General features: G+C 66.0%; 18 protein-coding genes. 10 read left to right on the forward strand and 8 right to left on the reverse strand.

Annotated features, from left to right (window positions below):
* Positions 1-58 precede the first annotated feature (58 nt).
* The 3 genes from uvrA to NMP98_RS12655 all read right to left on the reverse strand — a co-directional run bounded on the left by uvrA (position 59) and on the right by NMP98_RS12655 (position 4,532).
* Positions 59-2,992, reverse strand: a complete 2,934-nt coding sequence (gene uvrA, locus NMP98_RS12645; RefSeq protein ID WP_254858094.1) for an excinuclease ABC subunit UvrA — start codon at positions 2,990-2,992, stop codon at positions 59-61.
* Positions 2,993-3,037: 45 nt separating this feature from the next.
* Complete coding sequence (locus tag NMP98_RS12650) at positions 3,038-3,787, reverse strand: hypothetical protein (RefSeq protein ID WP_254858095.1); 750 nt, start codon at positions 3,785-3,787, stop codon at positions 3,038-3,040.
* 343 nt (positions 3,788-4,130) lie between these two features.
* Positions 4,131-4,532, reverse strand: a complete 402-nt coding sequence (locus NMP98_RS12655) for a hypothetical protein (protein ID WP_254858096.1) — start codon at positions 4,530-4,532, stop codon at positions 4,131-4,133.
* Positions 4,533-4,611: 79 nt separating this feature from the next.
* On the opposite strand from NMP98_RS12655, the gene NMP98_RS12660 reads away from it, so the two are divergent.
* Entirely contained in the window at positions 4,612-5,952 is a 1,341-nt protein-coding gene (locus NMP98_RS12660) for an LVIVD repeat-containing protein (protein ID WP_254858097.1), read from the forward strand.
* 3 nt (positions 5,953-5,955) lie between these two features.
* Here NMP98_RS12660 and NMP98_RS12665 read toward each other — a convergent pair whose 3' ends face one another.
* Entirely contained in the window at positions 5,956-7,326 is a 1,371-nt protein-coding gene (locus tag NMP98_RS12665; RefSeq protein WP_254858099.1) for a ribonuclease FAU-1 family protein, read from the reverse strand.
* Entirely contained in the window at positions 7,323-7,697 is a 375-nt protein-coding gene (locus NMP98_RS12670; protein ID WP_254858102.1) for a DUF7532 family protein, read from the reverse strand. The genes NMP98_RS12665 and NMP98_RS12670 overlap by 4 nt, the downstream gene beginning before the upstream one ends.
* Before the next feature lie 97 nt (positions 7,698-7,794).
* Between NMP98_RS12670 and NMP98_RS12675 the strand changes: the two genes are divergently transcribed.
* Together NMP98_RS12675 and NMP98_RS12680 are read left to right on the forward strand one after the other, a co-directional pair.
* The gene (locus NMP98_RS12675) at positions 7,795-8,844 is read left to right on the forward strand and encodes a PrsW family intramembrane metalloprotease (protein WP_254858103.1); all 1,050 of its coding nucleotides are present in this window, start codon (positions 7,795-7,797) and stop codon (positions 8,842-8,844) included.
* A gap of 60 nt (positions 8,845-8,904) precedes the next feature.
* On the forward strand, positions 8,905-9,483 hold the full coding sequence (locus tag NMP98_RS12680; RefSeq protein ID WP_254858104.1) for a DUF7090 family protein: 579 nt from the start codon (positions 8,905-8,907) through the stop codon (positions 9,481-9,483).
* Between the two features lie 5 nt (positions 9,484-9,488).
* Here NMP98_RS12680 and NMP98_RS12685 read toward each other — a convergent pair whose 3' ends face one another.
* The 3 genes from NMP98_RS12685 to NMP98_RS12695 form a co-directional block, all read right to left on the reverse strand.
* On the reverse strand, positions 9,489-10,229 hold the full coding sequence (locus NMP98_RS12685; protein WP_254858105.1) for an HpcH/HpaI aldolase family protein: 741 nt from the start codon (positions 10,227-10,229) through the stop codon (positions 9,489-9,491).
* Between the two features lie 164 nt (positions 10,230-10,393).
* Positions 10,394-11,095 (reverse strand): SDR family NAD(P)-dependent oxidoreductase, encoded by a 702-nt coding sequence (locus NMP98_RS12690; protein WP_254858106.1) that lies wholly within the window; start codon positions 11,093-11,095, stop codon positions 10,394-10,396.
* Between the two features lie 53 nt (positions 11,096-11,148).
* The gene (locus NMP98_RS12695; protein ID WP_254858109.1) at positions 11,149-12,033 is read right to left on the reverse strand and encodes an MBL fold metallo-hydrolase; all 885 of its coding nucleotides are present in this window, start codon (positions 12,031-12,033) and stop codon (positions 11,149-11,151) included.
* An 85-nt stretch (positions 12,034-12,118) separates the two neighbouring features.
* On the opposite strand from NMP98_RS12695, the gene NMP98_RS12700 reads away from it, so the two are divergent.
* From NMP98_RS12700 to NMP98_RS12730, 7 genes are all read left to right on the forward strand, one after another.
* Complete coding sequence (locus NMP98_RS12700; RefSeq protein ID WP_254858111.1) at positions 12,119-13,309, forward strand: MFS transporter; 1,191 nt, start codon at positions 12,119-12,121, stop codon at positions 13,307-13,309.
* Positions 13,310-13,387: 78 nt separating this feature from the next.
* Positions 13,388-14,497 carry a pyridoxal-phosphate-dependent aminotransferase family protein gene (locus NMP98_RS12705; RefSeq protein ID WP_254858113.1) on the forward strand — a complete coding sequence of 370 codons (1,110 nt, stop codon included), beginning with the start codon at positions 13,388-13,390 and terminating at the stop codon, positions 14,495-14,497.
* 59 nt (positions 14,498-14,556) lie between these two features.
* Positions 14,557-16,632, forward strand: coding sequence for an NAD-dependent DNA ligase LigA (ligA, locus tag NMP98_RS12710; RefSeq protein WP_254858115.1), 2,076 nt, complete (start codon positions 14,557-14,559; stop codon positions 16,630-16,632).
* 204 nt (positions 16,633-16,836) lie between these two features.
* The gene (gene pspAB / locus NMP98_RS12715) at positions 16,837-17,439 is read left to right on the forward strand and encodes a PspA-associated protein PspAB (protein ID WP_254858116.1); all 603 of its coding nucleotides are present in this window, start codon (positions 16,837-16,839) and stop codon (positions 17,437-17,439) included.
* A gap of 116 nt (positions 17,440-17,555) precedes the next feature.
* Positions 17,556-18,593 (forward strand): DNA repair and recombination protein RadA, encoded by a 1,038-nt coding sequence (gene radA, locus NMP98_RS12720; protein WP_254858118.1) that lies wholly within the window; start codon positions 17,556-17,558, stop codon positions 18,591-18,593.
* Between the two features lie 52 nt (positions 18,594-18,645).
* Positions 18,646-19,113 (forward strand): cupin domain-containing protein, encoded by a 468-nt coding sequence (locus tag NMP98_RS12725; protein ID WP_254858120.1) that lies wholly within the window; start codon positions 18,646-18,648, stop codon positions 19,111-19,113.
* A gap of 39 nt (positions 19,114-19,152) precedes the next feature.
* Positions 19,153-19,518 carry a DCC1-like thiol-disulfide oxidoreductase family protein gene (locus NMP98_RS12730; protein ID WP_254858121.1) on the forward strand — a complete coding sequence of 122 codons (366 nt, stop codon included), beginning with the start codon at positions 19,153-19,155 and terminating at the stop codon, positions 19,516-19,518.
* The last annotated feature ends 65 nt before the right edge of the window (positions 19,519-19,583 follow it).

Consider the following 19,583-nt stretch of genomic DNA (forward strand, 5'->3'; position numbering starts at 1 on the left):
CTTCGGTGTAGGGGGCGACGACACTTGAACCCACGCAGGGCTGAGGAGGTGCCCGCAATCAGTCGTCGCCGGCGGCGGGCGAGCGGCCGGCGCGTGGCCCGTCCAACTCGACTGCGGGCAGGTGGTCACGGAGGTATCGACCGGTGTGGGATTCCTCGACGCGGGCGACCGATTCGGGGGTTCCCTCGGCGACGAGGTCGCCGCCCTTCTCGCCACCCTCTGGCCCCAAGTCGACGATGTTGTCGGCGTTCTTCACGAGGTCGAGTTCGTGTTCGACGACGACGACCGTGTTGCCGTCGTCGGTGAGGCGGTGTAGCACCTCGATGAGTTTTCGTTCGTCCTCGCTGTGGAGTCCGGTCGTCGGTTCGTCCAGCAGGTACAGCGCCTCGCCGGAGTCCTTCTTGCCGAGTTCCTCGGCGAGTTTCACGCGCTGGGCCTCCCCGCCCGACAGCGTCGTCGACGGTTGGCCGAGACGCATGTAGCCCAGTCCAACGTCCTTCAGGAGCTGGAGGCGCCGACGGATGCCGGGGTGGCCCTCGAAGAAGTCGTAGGCCTCGTCGACCTCCATGTCGAGTACGTCGGAGATTGTGGCGTCCTTGTAGGTCACCTCCAGCGTCTCGTCGTTGTAGCGGGCCCCGTCGCACTCCTCGCAGGGGACGTACACGTCCGAGAGGAAGTTCATGTCTATCTTGACGGTACCCTGCCCGCCACAGGACTCACAGCGGCCGCCCTTGACGTTGAACGAGAACCGGCCCTTCTTGTAGCCGCGCTGTTTCGACAGTTTCGTCTCCGCGAACAACTCTCGGATGTGGTCGAAGACGCCGGTGTACGTCGCTGGATTCGAGCGAGGCGTCCGACCGATGGGCGATTGGTCGATGAGCCGAACCGTCTCGATGTCGTCGATGCCCTCGATGTCGTCGTGGTCGCCGGGGTTCACGTCGGTGTCGTTCATCCGACGGACCAACCCCTTGTAGAGGATTTCGTGGAGCAGCGTCGATTTCCCCGACCCCGAAACGCCCGTAATCGACGTAAAGCAGCCTAACGGGAAGGATACGTCGAGGTCTCTGAGGTTGTGCTGACGAGCGCCCCGGACGGTGAGGTAGCCGTCGGCCTCCCGGCGCTCTTCGGGAACCGGAATCGACCGCCGGCCGGCGAGGTAATCGCCGGTGACCGAGCGGTCGGCGTCCATCACGTCCTCGACGGCGCCGTTCGCGACGACCTCGCCGCCCCGTTTGCCGGGGCCGGGTCCCATGTCGATGACGTTGTCGGCGCGCCACATCGTCTCCTCGTCGTGTTCCACGACGACGAGCGTGTTGCCCAAATCGCGGAGGCCTTCGAGGGTGTCCAGCAGTTTGTCGTTGTCCCGCTGGTGGAGGCCGATGGAGGGTTCGTCCAGTACGTACAACACGCCGACGAGTCCCGACCCGACCTGCGTCGCGAGTCGGATGCGCTGGCTCTCACCACCCGACAGCGTCGAGGCCTCCCGGTCGAGCGTCAGGTACTCGAGACCGACCTCGTCCATGAAGCCGAGGCGTTCGCGAATCTCCTTGAGAATCTCTTCGGCGATTTTCTGCTCACGTGAATCGAGATTCGCGTTGAGGCTCTCGAAGTGTTCCAGTGCGTCGCCGATGGACAGTCGGTTGACATCCGTAATCGAGGTGCCGTCGACGAGGACGGCCCGGGATTCGGGTTTCAGACGCGTCCCGTCGCAGACCGGACACGTCGTCGTCGCCATGTACTTCTCGATGTGCTCGCGGGTCCCCTCGGAATCCGTCTCGATGTAGCGGCGGTCGAGGTTCGGGATGACGCCCTCGAATCGCTTCTCCTTCCGTCGGGTGCCGTTCTTCGTCTGTCGTTCGAAGACGACCTCCTCGTCGGTGCCGTAGAGGAACTGCCGCTGTACGTTCTCGTCGAGTTCCTCGAACGGTGTGTCGACGCTCACGCCGAAGTGCGCCGCCACTGAATCGAGGCGCGTTTGGTAGTACGAGCGGTTGTAGCTCCAAGGCTCGAAGACGTTCTTGATTGGCTTGCTGGGGTCTTTGACGACGAGGTCCTCGTCGACCTCCTTCGTCTCGCCGATGCCCTCACAGTCCGGGCAGGCGCCGTGCGGGGAGTTGAACGAGAACGAGCGCGTCTCGATTTCCGGGAGGTCGATGCCGCAGTGAGTGCAGGCCAACTCCTCGGAGAACTCGACGACGAGACGGTCGTCGCCGTCGCCGGCGAGGTCGCCTGTCGACCGCGTTTCCGACCCCACGTCGATTCCCTCCGGCGGGTCCGGAAGCACGACTTTCAGCAGGCCGTCGGCCTCCTCTAAGGCCGTCTCGACGGAGTCGGTCACACGCGAACGAGCGTCCTCGCTCAGCTTCACGCGGTCGATGACCACGTCGACGGTGTGGTCGTAGTTCTCATCGAGCTCCGGCCGCTCGACCGAGAGGTCGTACTCCTCGCCGTCGACCTCGATGCGGGTGTACCCCTCGGCGACGAGGTCGTCGAAGAGGTCCTCGAAGGCGCCCTTCTGGTCGCGGACGACCGGCGCACACAATTTTGCACGCGTGCTGTCGGGCAACTCCAGTAGCCGCCGCACCATCTGCTGGGCGGACTGTTCGCCGACCTCACGGCCACACTCGGGGCAGTGTGGCGTGCCGACGCGTGCATAGAGGAGACGGAGGTAGTCGTGGAGTTCGGTGACGGTGCCGACCGTCGAACGGGGGTTGTTGGCGGCGTTCTTTTGGTCGATAGAGATGGCGGGCGACAGTCCCTCGACGTTCTCGACCTGCGGTTTGTCCATCTGGCCGAGGAAGTTCCGGGCGTACGCCGACAGCGATTCGATGTAGCGGCGCTGCCCCTCGGCGTACACCGTCTCGAAGGCGAGCGACGACTTCCCCGACCCGGAGAGACCGGTGACGACGGTGAACTCCTCGCGGGGGATGGACACGTCGATGTCCTTCAGGTTGTGCTCGGAGGCACCACGGACGACGATGTCGTCGGTCATTGCGAAAAGGGACGAACTGGCGGCGTGAAACCCTGTCGGTTGCGGCTAGGGGTACGCTTCGTCCCGCGGTGCATACCGACCGTCTCGGACGTTCCGAACCGTCTCGCGTTCGTAACTGGTCCGATAGTTCACGCTGTAGACGACCGCCTGTGCGGTCGGGTCGGTTCCGCCCGGGGCGCTGAAGTCCTCCGGGTGGCCGGTGGCGTTCGTCGCGAGAGAGCCGTTGACGACGATGTCGTAACTGCCGACGATGCGACTCTCGTCGAGGGTCGCGTTGTAGGCGTTCTCGTATCGAATCGAGACCGAACCGTTGAGGTCGTCGGCGAAATCCAACGCCGGGCAGTCCGTCCCGTCGAGGGTCTCCGCTCGGATGTCGACGATGCCGCGGTCGGAGACGACCTCACAACTCGAAGAACTGCCGAGCAAATCCGTGAGGTCGCCGAAGACAGTCGGGTCGCCGACGTGGACGACGAACCGGTCGTCGGTTCCGCCTTCGCGGAACAGGTACATCGTCCACGTGTCGGTGCCGTCGTCGACGACGACCCGGAACGCCCGCTCGTCGGTGTCGTTGAACGACAGCGTGGCGTCGTACAGACTCGAAGTGTCGGCCTCGAACCGCATCGTCGAGACGTTCGGTGCATCCTCGGCGACGGTCCAGTCGGCCGTCGTCGTCTCGCTTTCCGGCATGTACTGGCGGTCGGCGGCCTGTTCGAGTCGCCACCCGACGTGGGCTGTCCGCTGGAGGTTGGCCGATGCCCCCGTTCGGCTGCGGTGGCCGACCGACTCCGTGCCCACTCGTCGACGATACCGCCGAACACCGCGTGGGCGTCATCGGCGGTGGCGACCCTCGCATCGGTGGTCCGGGTAGCAGCCTGCGCTATCGTCCGATTCGCGTCGTCGACGTAGGCGGTGGCGGTCTCCGAATCAGTCGTCTCTCGCGAGGAGATGTTCTCGGCGAAGATAGCGGAGTTGAGAACGAGCGCGAGCGCGACGAACATCGCCGCGACGAGCAGCGCCGCCACGACGAGCAGTTGGCCTCGGGCATCCGACGACGGGTCCATCCGGCGTTTCTTCCACTCTGCAACATATCAATCTATGGGGTATTTCGTGCCTTCTCAGCGGGCGTTTGGATGGCGCCTCAGGACTTCTCGGCGCGGGAGCGCCACCGCTCCTGCTGGCGGCGCTCGGCGGCGTGGCGCACGCCATCGGTCACCGACGCCCGTGCCTCGTGTTCGAACGCCCGCACGTCGGCGTACATCCCCGTCTCGAACGCCTCCAGTACCTCGTAGGTCCACCGGCCGGCGCCGTCCTCGCGGGGGACGACGCCGCGCGGCAGCAACTCGTCGCGGAGCGTATCGGCGAGTTCGTCGTGGCCAGCCTCCCGAAAGGCCTCCTCCGCGACCGCGAGGTGGTCCATCGCGTGGCCCGTCTTGTGGTGAAACGCCACGAGCGCTCCGTGGGCGCGGTGGAGCCACTCCAACCCCAACTCGACGCTGTGGATGGCGTGCAGTTCCGTCTCCGTGAGGTTCGGTTCGTCCATGTGGGGTGTTATTGACTACCAATACTTAGCTTCGATGGCGGTCGAAACCCATACGCTCCCGACGGTCCTACGGTGTGCAATGCGACGTCGCGAGGCGCTTCGTTTCGGTGGGTCCGTGCTGACAGCGACGGGCCTGTTCGGCGGACTCTCCGTGTCGGTCGCGGCCGCCGATGGATTCGAACCGCTCGGGCGTCTCGAACTGCCGGGTGCGAAGGAACTCGTCGTCGACGACGGTATCGCCTACGCCGCGGTGACCGACGGCTTCGCCACCGTCGACGTGAGCGACCCCACCGACCCGGTCGTTCTGGCCGAACGGCGCGGGCTCCTCGCCGACCACTCCGACGGCCCGATGAAGGGGATTCAGGACGGGAAGGTGGGCGGCGACTACTACGCCCTCGCCGGCCCGGCCCACCCCCGAAACGGCGTTCCCTACGCGGCCGTCGTCTTCGACATCTCCGACCCCGCTTCCCCCGAGGAAGTACTCACCTACGAGACGGAGTTCTACCACCACAACCTCGACACCGACGGCGAGACGCTGTTCCTCTGTGGCAACGACGGTGCGGGAAACCCACTGGTCTGTGTCGACATCGACTCGGGTACGGAACTGGGGCGGTGGTCGGTCGTCGATGCCGACGACCGGTGGGGCGAGGTCGACCACCGTCTCCGGGAGTTTCACGACGTGTGGGTCGAAGAGGGAATCGCCTACTGCGCGCTGTGGAACGCCGGGACGTGGCTCCTCGACGTATCCGACCCCGCCGCTCCGACACCGATTACGAACGTTCGCGGCCTCGACCCGACCGAACAGGCCGAAATCGAGACGAGAGACGACCGCCGAGAGGCACTGCTCACACTGCCGGGCAACGACCACTTCGCCATGCCCCAGCGCGACGGCGACGGACGCCTCTTTGCGGTCAACGAGGAAGCGTGGGCAACCGATGCCAACGCGTCGACCAGCGAACTCGGCGGCGTCGAACTGTGGGACGCCGAGGCCGGCGAGCGACTGTCCCGAATCGAGGCGCTGCCGACCGAAGACGCCACTTTCAACGGTGTCTGGACCACCGCCCACAACTTCGAGTTCGTCGGCGACCGACTGTACACCTCGTGGTACCGCGGCGGCGTGCGTGTCCACGACGTGAGCGACCCCACCGACCCCCGCGAGTTGGCCCACTGGCGAGAGACGGAGACGACGCAGTTCTGGACCGCCCAGCGCGGCCCGGATTGTGTCGTCGCCAGCAGTTGGCGCGACCCCTCCGCCGACGACCCCGAATCCGCGGCGGCCCTCTACACGTTCCCGGACCCCGCGGCCTCAGACGCCACTCCCACCCCCGAGACGGCCGGCGACGGGTCGGGACTTGGCCTGCTGGCAGGGGTCGTCGGTGTCGGCGCCGCGGCGGTGGCACGACGTTTGCGTCGGGAGTGACGCCTACAGCGCGTTTTCGATGGAGCCAGCGACCTGCCGGGCGCGCTCGGCGAGCGGTTCGGTCACTTCTCCGGCCGCAACCGCCTCGTCGAGTTCGTCGTCGTCGACGCGGCGCACCTCGCCGTCGGGATGTTTCACTACGTCGACGTGCAAATCGACGTACCGAACCGTTTCGGGGAAGACTTCGACCGGCGTACAGACGTTGACGTACGTTCCGCGGTGGTCGCCATCGGCGCCGCGATACACCGTCGCGTACCACCACCGCCCCTCGACGAACGTCGTCGTCGCCACGTCGCCGGCCTGCCGCTCGACGCCCAGAGCGTCGTAGGTCCCGCCGGCGCTCATCTCGCGTTCGACGGTAATCGACCCCTCATCGCTGTCGATGTCGGTCACTTCGCCGCGACCCAACACGATGGTCCGGCCGCTCGGCTTGCCGTGGCCGATGGCGATGGTATCTCCCTCGCGTGGGCCGAACTGTCGGGTCGTCACGCCGAAGGGGAACTCCCCCGAAGGCTCACAGACGGCTTCCGCGAAGTCGACCGCCGCGCTGGCGTCGTCTGCGCCGGCTTTGATGCGGTGATGTCCCGGCATCGTCGTCGCCACCGCCGACCGGCGGTCGTCGAGAGCGAAGCGACACTCTCGACCGAACCACACCCACGCGCTGTCCCGCGGTGCGACGATGCGCCCCGGTTCCTCGCCGTCGTAGTTGGCAACCGCTTCCATCATCGCCTCGGCGCGCTCGCTCGCCCGCTCCAACGCCTCGCCCATCGCCTCAAGTGAGGCGTCGTCGGCGACCCGGGACCACCGCGGCGTCCATCCCTCCGGCGGGTCGACCGGAAGCAGGTCGGCCATCCGTGCCGTCTCGCTCAGCGACCCGCCGCTTCCGCGCCGTAACTCGACGAGGCCTCCCGGTACCCGAAGGTCCGTCGCGAGCGACGGCCGCGAATCGGTCCACGGCGGTTCCGCACGCGCCACCTGCAGACGGTAACTGTCGCCCTCCTCGACGTAGCCGTCGGTTCGGTCGTACGGGAGGAACCCCTCCGTTTCGCCCAACTCGACGACCGCACCGGAGCCGAGCGTCTCCGTGACGACGCCCCGGAAGACGGCGCCTTTCGGCGCCGGGTCGTCGAATGCGAAGGCGTCACGCCCGACGCCGAGCAACCGCTCTCGGAGTGCTGCGACAGCGTCGCCGTCACCGCTGACCCCGACGCCCTGTCTGTCGTCGGTCGTTCGGACCGTGGCGTCGGCGGGGTCGGTCTCGAACTCCGCATCGAAGCGCTCGCGGATGGGTGGAGAGGCCTGTACGACCGACCACTCCCCGCGGAGCAGTTCGGTCAGCGCGGTGGTGTAGATGCCCCGAACTCGGACTCTCATAGGTCGTCGCGGTCAGCGGCGAACCGCACTCGGTCGTGGACCGTCGGCCCGAGTGATAACTCGACGACTTGGTCGCTCAACACGCGGCCGTCCTCGATGGGGGCGCCCCAGCCGTCGAACTTCACGTACCCACGGAGTGCGGCGGCGTGAGTGTAGCAGTCGACGTACTCCAATTCGTGTTCGGGAAACTCGGCAGTCGAGTGGGCCTGGTCCATATCCGAGTAAACGGTGTCGAGACCCTCGAAGAACGCCTCGAGCGCCGCGGCCTCCTCTGCGGTCGCCTCGACGACTGCCTCGGAGACCTCGCGGATATCGTCGGCGGAGAGACCGAACTCCCGAAGCGCCTGCTGTGTCCGCTGGTCGAAGTGCATACCCCGGCTTCGAGGGCGGGGACTGAAAGCGTCCCGGCTTTTCTTCGGCGCCGCCGGAGAGCCAAAACGTTAGGAGCGCTCCCCGAGTGGACGAGGTATGAACGACCCGGTCGAGGAGCGCGCGGACGACTCGCGTGACCTCTACGACATCGCGTCGTGGGAGCCGCGGACCCAACTGGACCAGCTGGCGATACTGGCCTACCGTGGCGCGATTCAGACGGCTCGGGCCTCGCTCGTCGGACTCGGCCTGCTCGTCTTGGTGCTCATCCTAGGCGGCGGCGCCGGCGCGCTCATCATCGACAACCCCTTCATCCTCGGGTTAATCGGGCTTTCGGTCATCCCGGCCGGCCTGCTCGCGCTGTACGTCTACCGCACCGACATCACGACCGACGAACCGGCGACGCTTTTGGCGGCGACGTTCGTCCTCTCGATTCTGTTCGCCGGCTTCGCCGCCTTCGTCAACACCGCTTTGAGTTTCATTCAGGTGCTCCCGCTCGTCGGGTTCGTCCTGTTTTACTTCCTCGTCGTCGGCCCCATCGAGGAGACAGTGAAACTGCTCGCAGTCCGACTGTACGCCTACAGGGACGACCGCTTCGACTCGGTCATCGACGGCGCGGTGTACGGCGCCGTCGCCGGCCTCGGCTTCGCCACCATCGAGAACGTCCTCTACATCACTCAGAACATCGAGACGCCGGCGATGATACTCGCCCAGAGTGGGAGCAACTTCGCGAGTCAGTTCTTCGAAACCATCGACGCCGGCGGACAGATTACGGCCGTTCGCGGCCTCGCCGGGCCGGGCCACGTCATCTACTCGGCGTTCGCGGGCTACTATCTCGGCCTCGCGAAGTTCAACCCCGACGACGCCGGCCCCATCGTCGTCAAGGGACTGCTCATCGCCGCGTTCATCCACGCGACGTACAACAGCCTCGTCGGCGTCGTCCCCGTCCTCGTCAGCCTCGTCGTCCCCGGCGTTCCCGTCCTCGTGTTGTTCCTCGGGTTCGTCGTCGTCTACGACGGTCTGTTCCTCTACATCCTCTATCGCAAACTCCAGCGCTACCGCGCGGCCTACTCGGACGTCCACATCGACGCCGACTCGCCGCGAGAACTCACCTCGGAACGCACCGAGTTCGACCCCGAGACGCGATGACCCGTCGACAGAGGTCGGGCCTGCTGTGGATTTAAGACGCCGCCGCCCGCCTACGTCGATATGGACTACGAACTCGCCATCGAGAACGCACCGGAATCGATTCCGGGCGGCACCGGCGTCCTTCTCATCCACCCCTCAACCGGCGAGACAGACCGCATCGACACCGACTTCCTGAAAACCGACACCGACCGACTGCTCGTCATCTCGACGCGGACGACGGCCCGGGAGGTCCAACAGAAACTGGAGTACTACGGCGTCGACGAGAAGAGCGCGGACATCCTCGACACGCTGTCGGTCGAGCGGGGCTACTCCCGGCGCTCCTCGGACCGCGTCCACTACGTCTCCTCGCCGGACGACCTCGCTGGCATCGTCGAGACGACACGGGAGTTCCTCGCCGAAAACGAGGGGAAACGGCGCATCAGCCTCGACTCCATCACCGAGATGGCGTACTACGCCGACGAGGAGCGCGCCCTCGAAGCCGTCGAGGAAATTCTCGAACTCCTCAAAGAACACGATGCAGTCGGGCTGTTCCACCTCTCCGAGGAGGTCCACGACGACGCCGACGTGGCCGCGTTCAAAGAGCTGTTCGACGGCATCGTCTACCTCGACGAAGACGGCACCGTCGAAGTCGAGTTCTAATCCGCCTACAGCACGTCCTCGGCGGCCTCGAGGGACCGCTTCTGCCCCTCGACGAGGTGCGTGAAGTCGGCACCGGCCACCATGTAGTCGAAGCCGAGCGACCCCAGAGCCTGAATCTGTTCGGGGGTCGTCCCGAGCGTTCCGACGGGGACGCCTGCCGACTCGCCGGCGTCGATGACCGTCTCGATAGCGCCGAGAAACGCCGGGTCGGTCCACTCCGCGAAGACGCCCAGCGACGCCGAGAGGTCCGCCGGCCCGACGAACAGGGCGTCGACGCCGTCGACTGCGGCGATGTCGGCGGCGTTGTCGACGGCCGTCTCGCTCTCTATCTGGACGATGACCGACACATCGCGGTGGTCCTCGCGGACGTAGGACTCGAAGTTTCGGCCGTAGTCGGCGGCGCGGGCGGCGGCGACGCCGCGGTCGCCTTCCGGCGGATACCGGGTCGCGCCGACGGCGCCCCGTGCTTCGGCGGCGCTTTCGACCATCGGCACCAGCAGGCCATCGGGCCCCAAATCGAGCAGTCGCTTGATGCGGACGGGGTCGTTCCAAGGGGTGCGGACGACGCCGGCGGTGTCGTTGTCGGCGTCGATACCGCGCAGGCAGTCGGCGACCGTTTCCAGCCCCAGCGGCGTGTGTTCGGTGTCGACAACGACGAAATCGAACGCCTCGCCCGCGGCGATTTCCGCGACGGATGGGTCGGCCAGCGACACCCACGTTCCGACGGTTCCGTGTAGGTCGTCCATACGCCGACACCGATGCCGAGCGACAAAACCCTCCCGACCGACGAGTCTTCACCCAAACCGCAACCCCCTCAGTTCGACTGGAACCGATAGAATACCGCACATAGCGACACGGAACGACCCGCTAGCGCGCCTCCGTGAGAATCGTCGACTACATTCACCCCGGTCTACATCACGCCTGCCCGATAGCGGTCGGGGAGGAGACCGAGTACCTTCGAAACGAGCCACCAGCGGCGGGTGACGTAGGCGACGGACTTCTCCTTCGAGATCGCGCGGGCAATCTGGCCGGCGGCGGTTTCGGGCGAACACTCCCAGAAGCGCTCGGTTTCGGGCGACATCGGCGTGTCGACGAATCCGGGGCGAACGTCGGTGACGGTGATTTCGTCGCCGGCACGATACCGGAGTCCCTCCAGATACCGGGAGACGTAGGCCTTCGAGGCGCTGTAGGCCGGAAGCGTGGGACTGCCGATTTCGCCGGCCACCGAGGAGATACCGACGAGGTGACCGCCGTCGGTCGCCTCGAAGTGCTCCATCGCGGCGGTGGCGATGGCGGTGAAGCCACGGACGTTCACGTCGACGGTGTCGCGTTCGGGCTCCCACCCGAGGTCCGGGTTGTGTCGGCCGATGCCCGAGGAGACAACGACCAAATCGACGCCACCGAGGGAGTCGACGAGGTCGTCGAACCGCTCGCGGGCGTCGGGTTGCGTCACGTCGATTTCGGCGACGTGGGCGCCGCCGATGTCCTCACCGACTGCCCGGAGGCGGTCGGTCCGACGGGCCGCGAGCCCGAGGTCGTACTCCCGGGAGAGTTCCTTCGCCAGCGCCCGTCCGATACCGGAGGACGCGCCGACGATGATGGCGTTCGGCATACACGCCGGGCGTTGCGGCGCGGTGGCTTAAATGCCGGTGGAGCGCGACGGGATTACACGCTAAAATGGAGGCCGTCGTAGGCGAACTCGACGCCCTCGTAGCCGTCGGTCGATTCGAGGGCGCAGAAGTCGTCGTACGTGCGGCCGTAGAGGTGTTCGATCTCGGTCAGCACCGTCCGGTCGGCGCCGACTCGTTCGACTCGCGCCATGACCTCCTCGTGGGTGAGTTCCTCGCTCATGATGGCGTCGTCGACCTCGGTCAAAATCCGCGTTCCGTCGGGCGTCTCGGGGAAGTACCCACACTCGAAGACCGCGAGGTCGATGTCGTCGGGCAGCGCCCCTTCTTCGAGATGGCGGGCGTCGTCGACAGCGAGTACGGCCGTCGTCTCGCCGCGTTCGATTACGAAGGCGGTCGCATCGAGGTCACCGTCGCCCGACAGCGAGTACGGAACTGCCTCGATTCGGGCGTCGTCGACGGTCAGGGGGTCGTCGTCGAGAAAGTGAGTGTCGGCGAAGCCGATGTCCTCGACGAAGTGTCTGAGGCCGTCGTACAACTCACAGGTGCGCTCGTAGACGCGGCGGGTCGTCACCAGCGTCGGTCGGTCGCTTCGAGCCGTCTCGATGAGGCCGTGGTCGGGCTCTTCGAACATCCGCTCCATCGAGCGCGACTGGACGACACGGAGGCCGGCGGCGTGGTCGGGATGCCAGTGAGTGAGAAAGATGTACTCAAGGTCGTCGACGGTCTCGCGTTCGAGGTTCTCGTAGACGAATTCTGGGGCGTCGACCATCGCCGACAGCTCATCGACGTACAGCGAGTTGCCGTGTCGGGTGTGGGGAACGCCGACCTCGCGTGCACGTTCGCACACCCGACACCCGCAGGTCGGCGTCGGAATCGGGGAGTTGCCCCCGCTGCCGAGCACCGTGACCGAGAGCGTCATGGACGGTGGTGGGGCCGGTCGGTCAAAAAGCCGCCTGCCGACGTGAGCCACGCGAGACAAATACTTCGAGAGTCAACGGGATGGCGTGAGCCGTAGCGAACGCGCCCGACTGGCCGGCGTGGTGTTCGTCGTCCTCTTCACCCAGCTGTTGGTGTATCCTGGGGTCGACGAACTCGTCGCGGCGCTGGGCGGCGACACCACCATCGACGCCAGCACCGCGTTTCTCGCCGTCCAGTTGGTCGCGTTCGTGCTGTTTTCGGCGGTTTGGGGAGCGTTGTCCGACCGTGCCGGCCGGCGAATCCCGTTCATCGTCGCGGGCGCACTCGGCGGCGCCGCCGCCTATCTCGCCCTGTTGGCCGTCGTCGTCACCGGAATCGGCGATTTCCGGACTGCACTCGCGCTCCGGTTCCTCGAGGGGTCGTTCACCATCGGCGCGTTCTCGCTGTCGATAACGATGCTGATGGATTTGGACGGCGGCCACGGCCGGAACATGGGTGCGGCGGGCATCGCCATCGGCGCGGGGGCGGCGCTGGGCGCACCGATTGGCGGACAGTTGTACAATTTCGGGCCGCTCGGCCCTATCGTCGTCTCGGCGGCCCTGCTGTTGGCCGTCGCGGTCGTGATGGCGACGGTTCCTGACCGCGCGCCGGCCGCCCGCGGCGGTCTCGGTCGCGTCCTCGACGGCGTCCGGGCGACGCCCGAGTTGTTCGTCCCCTACGCCTTCGGCTTCGCCGACCGCTTCACCGCCGGCTTCTTCGGACTGGTCGGGACGTTTTACTTCCGGCAGACGTTCGACCTCGACCCGGCGACGACGGGACTCGTCCTCGCGTGTTTCTTCGCACCCTTTGCGCTCCTGCAGTACCCCCTCGGCGTGCTGTCGGACCGCGTTGGCCGCGTCGTCCCCATCGTCGCGGGGTCGGTCGGATACGGTGCCGCCATCGTCGGCGTCGGCCTCGCGCCGACCATCGAACTCGCCGCCGCCGGGATGGTGCTGGTCGGCGTCCTCGGTGCGCTGGTCGCGCCCGCGACGATGGCGCTCGTCACCGACATGGCCGCCGCCGACGAACGCGGCGCGGCGATGGGCGGGTTCAACATCTTCGGCAGCCTCGGGTTCCTCGGCGGTATCATCGGCGGCGGCACCGTCGCCTCGACGTACGGCTTCTTCGCGGCCTTCGCCGTCGCCGGCGCACTGGAGATGGGTATCGTCATCCTCGCGTTGCCGGTGTTGCTCCGGGTCGTGCCCGACCCGACGGCGACGTTCGGCAGTCCCGAGTGAAAACGGTCCCGTGACGCCCGGCGGTATCAAAACTACCATGCCGTCCCGCGTAGAGGGTACTGATATCCAGGTGTTCCGATGACCGAAAAAAGCGAATACACGGGGGAGTATCCCGACAAGACGCTGTATCTGCCCGGCCCGACCGAAGTGCGCGAGGACGTCATCGAGGCGATGTGCGAACCGATGTTCGGCCACCGCATGGACCGGATGACGGACCTCTATACGACCATCGTCGAGGACACCAAGGAGTTCCTCGACACCGAACAGGACGTGGTAATCCTGACGGCCTCCGGGACGGAGTTCTGGGAGGCGACGACGCTCAACCTCGTCGACGACCGGATGCTCGTCCCGACGAGCGGGGCGTTCAGCGAACGGCAGGCCAACGTCGCCGAGCGACTCGGCAAGGAGGTCGACCGCATCGAGTACGAGTGGGGGAAGGCGGTCAAACCCGACGGCATCCGCGCCGCACTCGAGGAGAGCGATGAGGGCTACGACGCCGTCGGCGTCGTGATGAACGAGACGTCGACCGGCGTCCGGAACCCAATCGAGGAAATCGGCGACCTGCTGGGCGACTATCCGGACACCTACTTCGTCGTCGACGCCATCTCCTGTCTCGGCGGCGACTTCATCGACATCGAGGGCCACAACATCGACGCCATCTTCACGTCGACCCAGAAGGCCTTCGCCATGCCGCCGGGGTTGGCGGTCTGTACCGTCAGCGAGGACGCCTACGAGCGTGAGGTCGGCAAGGAGTCGGCCTCGTGGTACGGCGGCTTCCAGCGGACGCTGGATTACTACGACCGGAAGGGACAGACCCACTCGACGCCGGCGATTCCGCTCATGCTCGCCTACCGCAAGCAGATGAAACACATGCTCGAGGAGGGACACGACGCCCGCGACCAGCGACACCGCGAGATGGCCGAGTACACTCGCGAGTGGGCCGAAGAGCACTTCGGGCTGTTCGCCGAGGAGGGCTACGAGTCCCAGACGGTGACCTGCGTCGAGAACACCCGCGGCATCGACGTGGCCGAAACCGTCGAGGCCGTCTCCGAGGAGTACGACATGGCGTTCTCCAGCGGCTACGGGTCGATTGGCGAGGAGTCGTTCCGCATCGGTCACATGGGCGAACACACCGTCGAGAGCATCGAGGAGTTGACCGACGCCATCGAGGACGTCGCCGGACTGTAGCCGCTGGGGCCGAGAGCGGACACCGCGATTTTTGACGGCGGGTTTCCAACCCCTCGGTAATGGACGAGCCGCAGGACAACCCCTACGTTCGGGACCCACCGCTCGATTTCGAGTCGGTCGAGGAACTCGACGACAGCGAGGCCTACGAGCAGGCCGAACTGCTCCGGGAGGCGATTCGATACCACGACCGACGCTACTACCAGCGGGCCGACCCGGTCATCTCCGACCGCGCCTACGACCGGCTGTTCGAACGCCTCGAAGCCCTCGAAGACGCCTTCGACCTCCCGATGGAGACGAGTCCGACACAGCGGGTCGGCGGCGAACCGCTGGATGAACTCGAAACCGTCGACCACGTCGTCACGATGCTTTCTATCGATTCTTCCGTCGAGGAGGCCGACCTCCGGGAGTTCGACGAACGGGTCCACGACCGGTTGACCGAATCCGACTGGGAGGGGTCAATCGAGTACCTCTGTGAGCCGAAGTTCGACGGCCTCTCCGTCGAGTTGCTTTACGAGGACGGCGAGTTGACGCGGGCGGCGACCCGCGGCGACGGCGAGCGCGGCGACGACGTAACCGAGAACGTCCGGACCATCCGGTCGGTGCCGCTGGAACTCGACGGCGACTACCCCGACTTTCTGGCCGTCCGCGGCGAGGTGTTCATGCCGAAAGAAGCGTTTCAGGCGTACAACCGCGAGCGAATCGAGCGCGGCGATGACCCCTTCGCGAACCCCCGAAACGCCGCTGCAGGGACGCTTCGGCAACTCGACCCCTCGGTGACCGCCGAGCGGCCGCTGGATTGCTTCGTCTTCGACGTACTCGACGACGGCGGCTACGGCTTCGAGAGTCGTCTCGAAGAGCACGAAACCGTCGATTCGTGGGGGTTTCACGTCGACGACCACACCCGACTGGTCGAGGACATCGACGGTGCGGTCGCGTTCCGCGATGAGATGCTCGAAGCCCGCGACGACCTCGACTACGAAATCGACGGGACAGTCATCAAACTCGACGACAAGGCGGCCTGTGACGTGTTGGGTGCGACCTCTCGCGCCCCGCGGTGGGCCTACGCCTACAAGTTCCCCGCACGCACCGAGGAGACGACCGTCCGCGACATCGTCGTGCAGGTCGGCCGTACCGGCCGTCTCACGCCGGTTGCGCTGTTGGACCCCGTCGAGGTGGGTGGCGTCGAGGTCTCGCGGGCGACACTGCACAACCCCGAGCAAATCGCGGAACTCGGCGTGGGATTGGGCGACCGAGTGCGACTCAAACGCGCTGGGGACGTGATTCCCTACATCGAGGAAGTCGTCGAGAACGAACGGGAACACCACTTCGAGTTTCCCGAGCGGTGTCCGGTCTGTGACAGCGCCGTCGAACGGGAGGGGCCGATGGCGTTCTGTACCGGCGGCGTCGCCTGCCCCGCCCAACTGCGTCGAGCGGTCGAGCACTACGCCTCGCGTGTCGGCCTCGACATCGAGGGGTTGGGCGAGAAGGCGGTGAACCAGTTGGTCGACGAGGGACTGCTCGAACGGCTGCCGGACCTCTACGAGCTGACCGTCGAGGAGTTAGCCGAACTCGAAGGGTGGGGAGAGACGAGCGCCGAGAACCTCATCGAGGAGTTGGAAGCCAGCACGGAGCCGCCGCTTTCGGACTTCCTGTCGGCGCTGGGCGTTCCCGAGGTCGGGCCGACGACGGCGGGCGACATCGCCCGACAGTTCGGGACGCTCGACGCCGTGATGGACGCCTCCGCCGAGGAGTTACGGGCGGTCGAGGGTATCGGCGAGACGGTCGCCGCCGAAATCGAGGAGTTCTTCGACAGCGAGCGGAACCGCGAGGTCATCTCGGACCTCCGTGCTCACGGCGTCGAACCGCAGGAGGCCGAGACCGCGGGCGACGCCCTCGAAGGATTGACGTTCGTCTTCACCGGCTCGCTTTCGGGGATGACTCGCGAGGAAGCCCAGGAGTTGGTGGAGCAAAACGGCGGGTCGGCGACCTCGAGTGTCTCGGGGAACACCGACTACCTCGTGGTGGGCGAGAATCCGGGACAGAGCAAGCGGGAGGATGCGGAGGCCAACGACGTAGAGACAATCGACCAAGAGAGGTTCGAGTCGCTGTTGGCCGACCGCGGCGTCGACGTATAGCGAACAGGCGGGACGGTCGCGTCGACGGCCCGTGTCCCGCGCTCGCGGCGTCTGCCGCTCGCATCGAGGTGGTCCCACCACCTCGCTACCGCCCCGGCGGACCGCCGTCGGTCGTCAGGTCACACGGCTGGTGGCCGCGTTTCAGTATATGAACCCTCGGCCGGACGCGCCGGCTATAAGCCGCGGGGGACCGAGGATTCGCCAATGGGAGTGTTCGACACCATCCGGCAGGTGCTGGGGTTGAGCGCGGAGGCCGACGCGGCCCGTGAGGCCGACCCCGAGGACCTGTTCGGGATGTCGACGGCGTATCTGACGATGGAGGCCGACCTCGATTTCGCGCCGACCGGCGACGCGGCGCTGTGTTTCTCGAACGTCGACAGCACGGCGTTTCAGCGGGCACGCGAGGAGGTCGAAGCCATCCTCGCGGCCGGCGAAGCCGAGACGGGGACGACCGCCGAGTTCGTCGAGGACGCCCACGGCTACCACTGGGTCGTCCTCCACGACACCGGGTTCGAGGACCTCGTAACGAGCATCCACTTCGCGGCCGATACCCTCGTCGAGGAGGGGTTCGGCTCGCGGTTGCTGGCGGCGCTTTTCGCCTTCGAGCGCGACGGACAGACCGCCTACTGGGTGTACTCCTTCCGCCGGGGGTCGTACTACCCGTTCGTTCCGACGGGCGGTCGCGAGCGCGACAACAAGGTCGAGTTCAAACTGGAGAGCGTCCTCGACGGCGAGTTGTCGGTCGAGGACGACACGACCTACTGGTATCCGATGTGGCCCGAGGGCGACGCCCACCCCTGGGGCTGAGGCTCGGTTTCTAATCCTTCGGATGGTTCGGACGCTCACCCTGATCCTTGCCCGGATTTTCACTTTCACTTGGCTGTTAACGAGGCTTTATGTACCGGGCGGACACAGGGACGGATATGGCAGCATCAGGCGAAGACCTCGAGGACCTCCCGGGCGTCGGGCCCGCAACCGCAGAGAAGCTTCAGGACAACGGCTTCGAATCGTATCAGAGCATCGCCGTCGCAAGCCCGGGCGAACTCTCAAACACCGCCGACGTGGGCGAATCGAACGCCAACGACATCATTCAGGCCGCACGCGAGGCCGCCGACATCGGCGGCTTCGAGACCGGCTCGGACGTACTGGAACGCCGGGAGAAAATCGGCAAACTCGAGTGGCTCATCCCCGAGGTCGACGAGATGCTCGGCGGCGGCGTCGAGACCCAATCCATCACCGAAGTGTACGGCGAGTTCGGCGCCGGGAAATCCCAGGTGACCCACCAACTCGCGGTGAACGTCCAACTCCCCAAAGAGAAGGGGGGACTCCACGGCCGCTGTATCTTCGTCGACAGCGAGGACACGTTCCGGCCGGAGCGAATCGACGAGATGGTTCGCGGCCTGCCGGACGACGTTCTCGAAGCGACGATGGAAGACCGCGAAATCGAGGGCAGCATCGACGACGAGGAGACGATGGCGGAACTCATCCAGTCGTTCCTCGACAAGATTCACGTCGCGAAGGCGTTCAACTCCAACCACCAGATTCTGCTCGCCGAGAAGGCGAAGGAAATCGCAAGCGAGTACGAAGAGGACGAGTACCCGGTCCGTCTGCTGTGTGTCGACTCGCTGACGGCCCACTTCCGTGCGGAGTACGTCGGCCGCGGGGAGTTGGCCGACCGCCAGCAGAAACTCAACAAGCACCTCCACGACATCGACCGCGTCGGCAACCTCTATAACTCCGCGGTCGTCGTCACGAACCAGGTGCAGTCGAACCCCGACGCCTTCTTCGGAGACCCGACGAAGCCCATCGGTGGCAACATCCTCGGCCACAAGTCGACGTTCCGGATGTACCTCCGGAAGTCGAAGGGCAACAAACGCATCGTCAAACTGGTCGACGCGCCGAACCTCCCCGACGGCGAATCGGTGATGCGCGTCCAGGGCGAAGGGCTGAAGCCGGAGTGACGTAGCCCAACTGCCCGGTTCCTTTTTGCTAATCGCCCTCCCAGAGCGGCGTATGGAGAAAGCCACCATAGACGACCTCGACAACTGGATGGGACCGTCGGCAGTCAAGCGGCCGCTCGGGAAGGCTCTCGGCACCGAGCACATGAGCATGCGGTTTTACGAACTCGACCCCGGCGAGAGCACCGCCTTCGGCTATCACGCCCACGAGAACCAAGAGGAGGTGTTCTACGTCGTCGAGGGGGAGTTGACTTTCGAGACCGAGGACGGAGACGTGGCGGTGGCGGAAGGTGAGGTGATTCGGTTCGCTCCGGGAGAGTTCCAGCGGAGCAGAAACGAAACCGACGGCCGCGTCCGAACGCTCGGCATCGGCGCGCCGGCCGACGCCGGCGAGTTGACCCTGCTCCGGGAGTGTCCGGAGTGTGGCGAACGGACCGACCAAGAAATCGACTCGGTCGACGACGGCGCCGCCCTCGTGACGCTGTGTGTCGAGTGCGGCGCCGAGACTGGACGGTTTTCCTAAGACGAGGAAGCTAAACCGTCGGCGTTCATCCGGTCGGACATGAGCGACACGTTCGTCTACGACGACGACTGCGGCTTCTGTACGTGGTGGGCCGACTACTTCGCCGACAAGACGACGCTCGAGGTCGTCGGGTTCGCGGAACTCACCGACGCACAACTGGAGCGGCTCCCCGACGACTACGAGGACTGCTCGCATCTCCTCGCCGACGATGCGGTGTACTCCTGTGGTGCCGCCATCGAGCAGGCGCTGGCCCGGGCTGACGTTCCCCCCGGCTCTCGGGACGTTTTCGGTTTCCTCCGGCAGTTCGAGGACTACGAGCAGTTCCGCGAGCGACTCTACCACGAGGTTGCCGACCGGCGGGGGCTGTGGGGGCAGTTCCTCTCGAAGGAGCAACTCGAAGAGTAAAGAAGACACCTCCGCGAGCGGCCGACGTGCGCGAATCGGTGTCGGTGGACTTAGTACGAAGGCGC

The organism is Natronomonas gomsonensis (genome assembly GCF_024300825.1).
Taxonomy (GTDB): Archaea; Halobacteriota; Halobacteria; order Halobacteriales; family Haloarculaceae; genus Natronomonas; species Natronomonas gomsonensis.

What these genes read in the sequence shown, in the direction of transcription:
- radA (WP_254858118.1), top strand. Translation starts at nt 17,556, where the DNA reads ATGGCAGCATCAGGCGAAGACCTCGAGGACCTCCCGGGCGTCGGGCCC.
- NMP98_RS12690 (WP_254858106.1), bottom strand. Translation starts at nt 11,095, where the DNA reads ATGCCGAACGCCATCATCGTCGGCGCGTCCTCCGGTATCGGACGGGCG.
- NMP98_RS12730 (WP_254858121.1), top strand. Translation starts at nt 19,153, where the DNA reads ATGAGCGACACGTTCGTCTACGACGACGACTGCGGCTTCTGTACGTGG.
- NMP98_RS12665 (WP_254858099.1), bottom strand. Translation starts at nt 7,326, where the DNA reads ATGAGAGTCCGAGTTCGGGGCATCTACACCACCGCGCTGACCGAACTG.
- NMP98_RS12655 (WP_254858096.1), bottom strand. Translation starts at nt 4,532, where the DNA reads ATGGACGAACCGAACCTCACGGAGACGGAACTGCACGCCATCCACAGC.
- NMP98_RS12725 (WP_254858120.1), top strand. Translation starts at nt 18,646, where the DNA reads ATGGAGAAAGCCACCATAGACGACCTCGACAACTGGATGGGACCGTCG.
- ligA (WP_254858115.1), top strand. Translation starts at nt 14,557, where the DNA reads ATGGACGAGCCGCAGGACAACCCCTACGTTCGGGACCCACCGCTCGAT.
- uvrA (WP_254858094.1), bottom strand. Translation starts at nt 2,992, where the DNA reads ATGACCGACGACATCGTCGTCCGTGGTGCCTCCGAGCACAACCTGAAG.
- NMP98_RS12660 (WP_254858097.1), top strand. Translation starts at nt 4,612, where the DNA reads ATGCGACGTCGCGAGGCGCTTCGTTTCGGTGGGTCCGTGCTGACAGCG.
- NMP98_RS12680 (WP_254858104.1), top strand. Translation starts at nt 8,905, where the DNA reads ATGGACTACGAACTCGCCATCGAGAACGCACCGGAATCGATTCCGGGC.
- NMP98_RS12695 (WP_254858109.1), bottom strand. Translation starts at nt 12,033, where the DNA reads ATGACGCTCTCGGTCACGGTGCTCGGCAGCGGGGGCAACTCCCCGATT.
- NMP98_RS12705 (WP_254858113.1), top strand. Translation starts at nt 13,388, where the DNA reads ATGACCGAAAAAAGCGAATACACGGGGGAGTATCCCGACAAGACGCTG.
- pspAB (WP_254858116.1), top strand. Translation starts at nt 16,837, where the DNA reads ATGGGAGTGTTCGACACCATCCGGCAGGTGCTGGGGTTGAGCGCGGAG.
- NMP98_RS12675 (WP_254858103.1), top strand. Translation starts at nt 7,795, where the DNA reads ATGAACGACCCGGTCGAGGAGCGCGCGGACGACTCGCGTGACCTCTAC.
- NMP98_RS12685 (WP_254858105.1), bottom strand. Translation starts at nt 10,229, where the DNA reads ATGGACGACCTACACGGAACCGTCGGAACGTGGGTGTCGCTGGCCGAC.
- NMP98_RS12670 (WP_254858102.1), bottom strand. Translation starts at nt 7,697, where the DNA reads ATGCACTTCGACCAGCGGACACAGCAGGCGCTTCGGGAGTTCGGTCTC.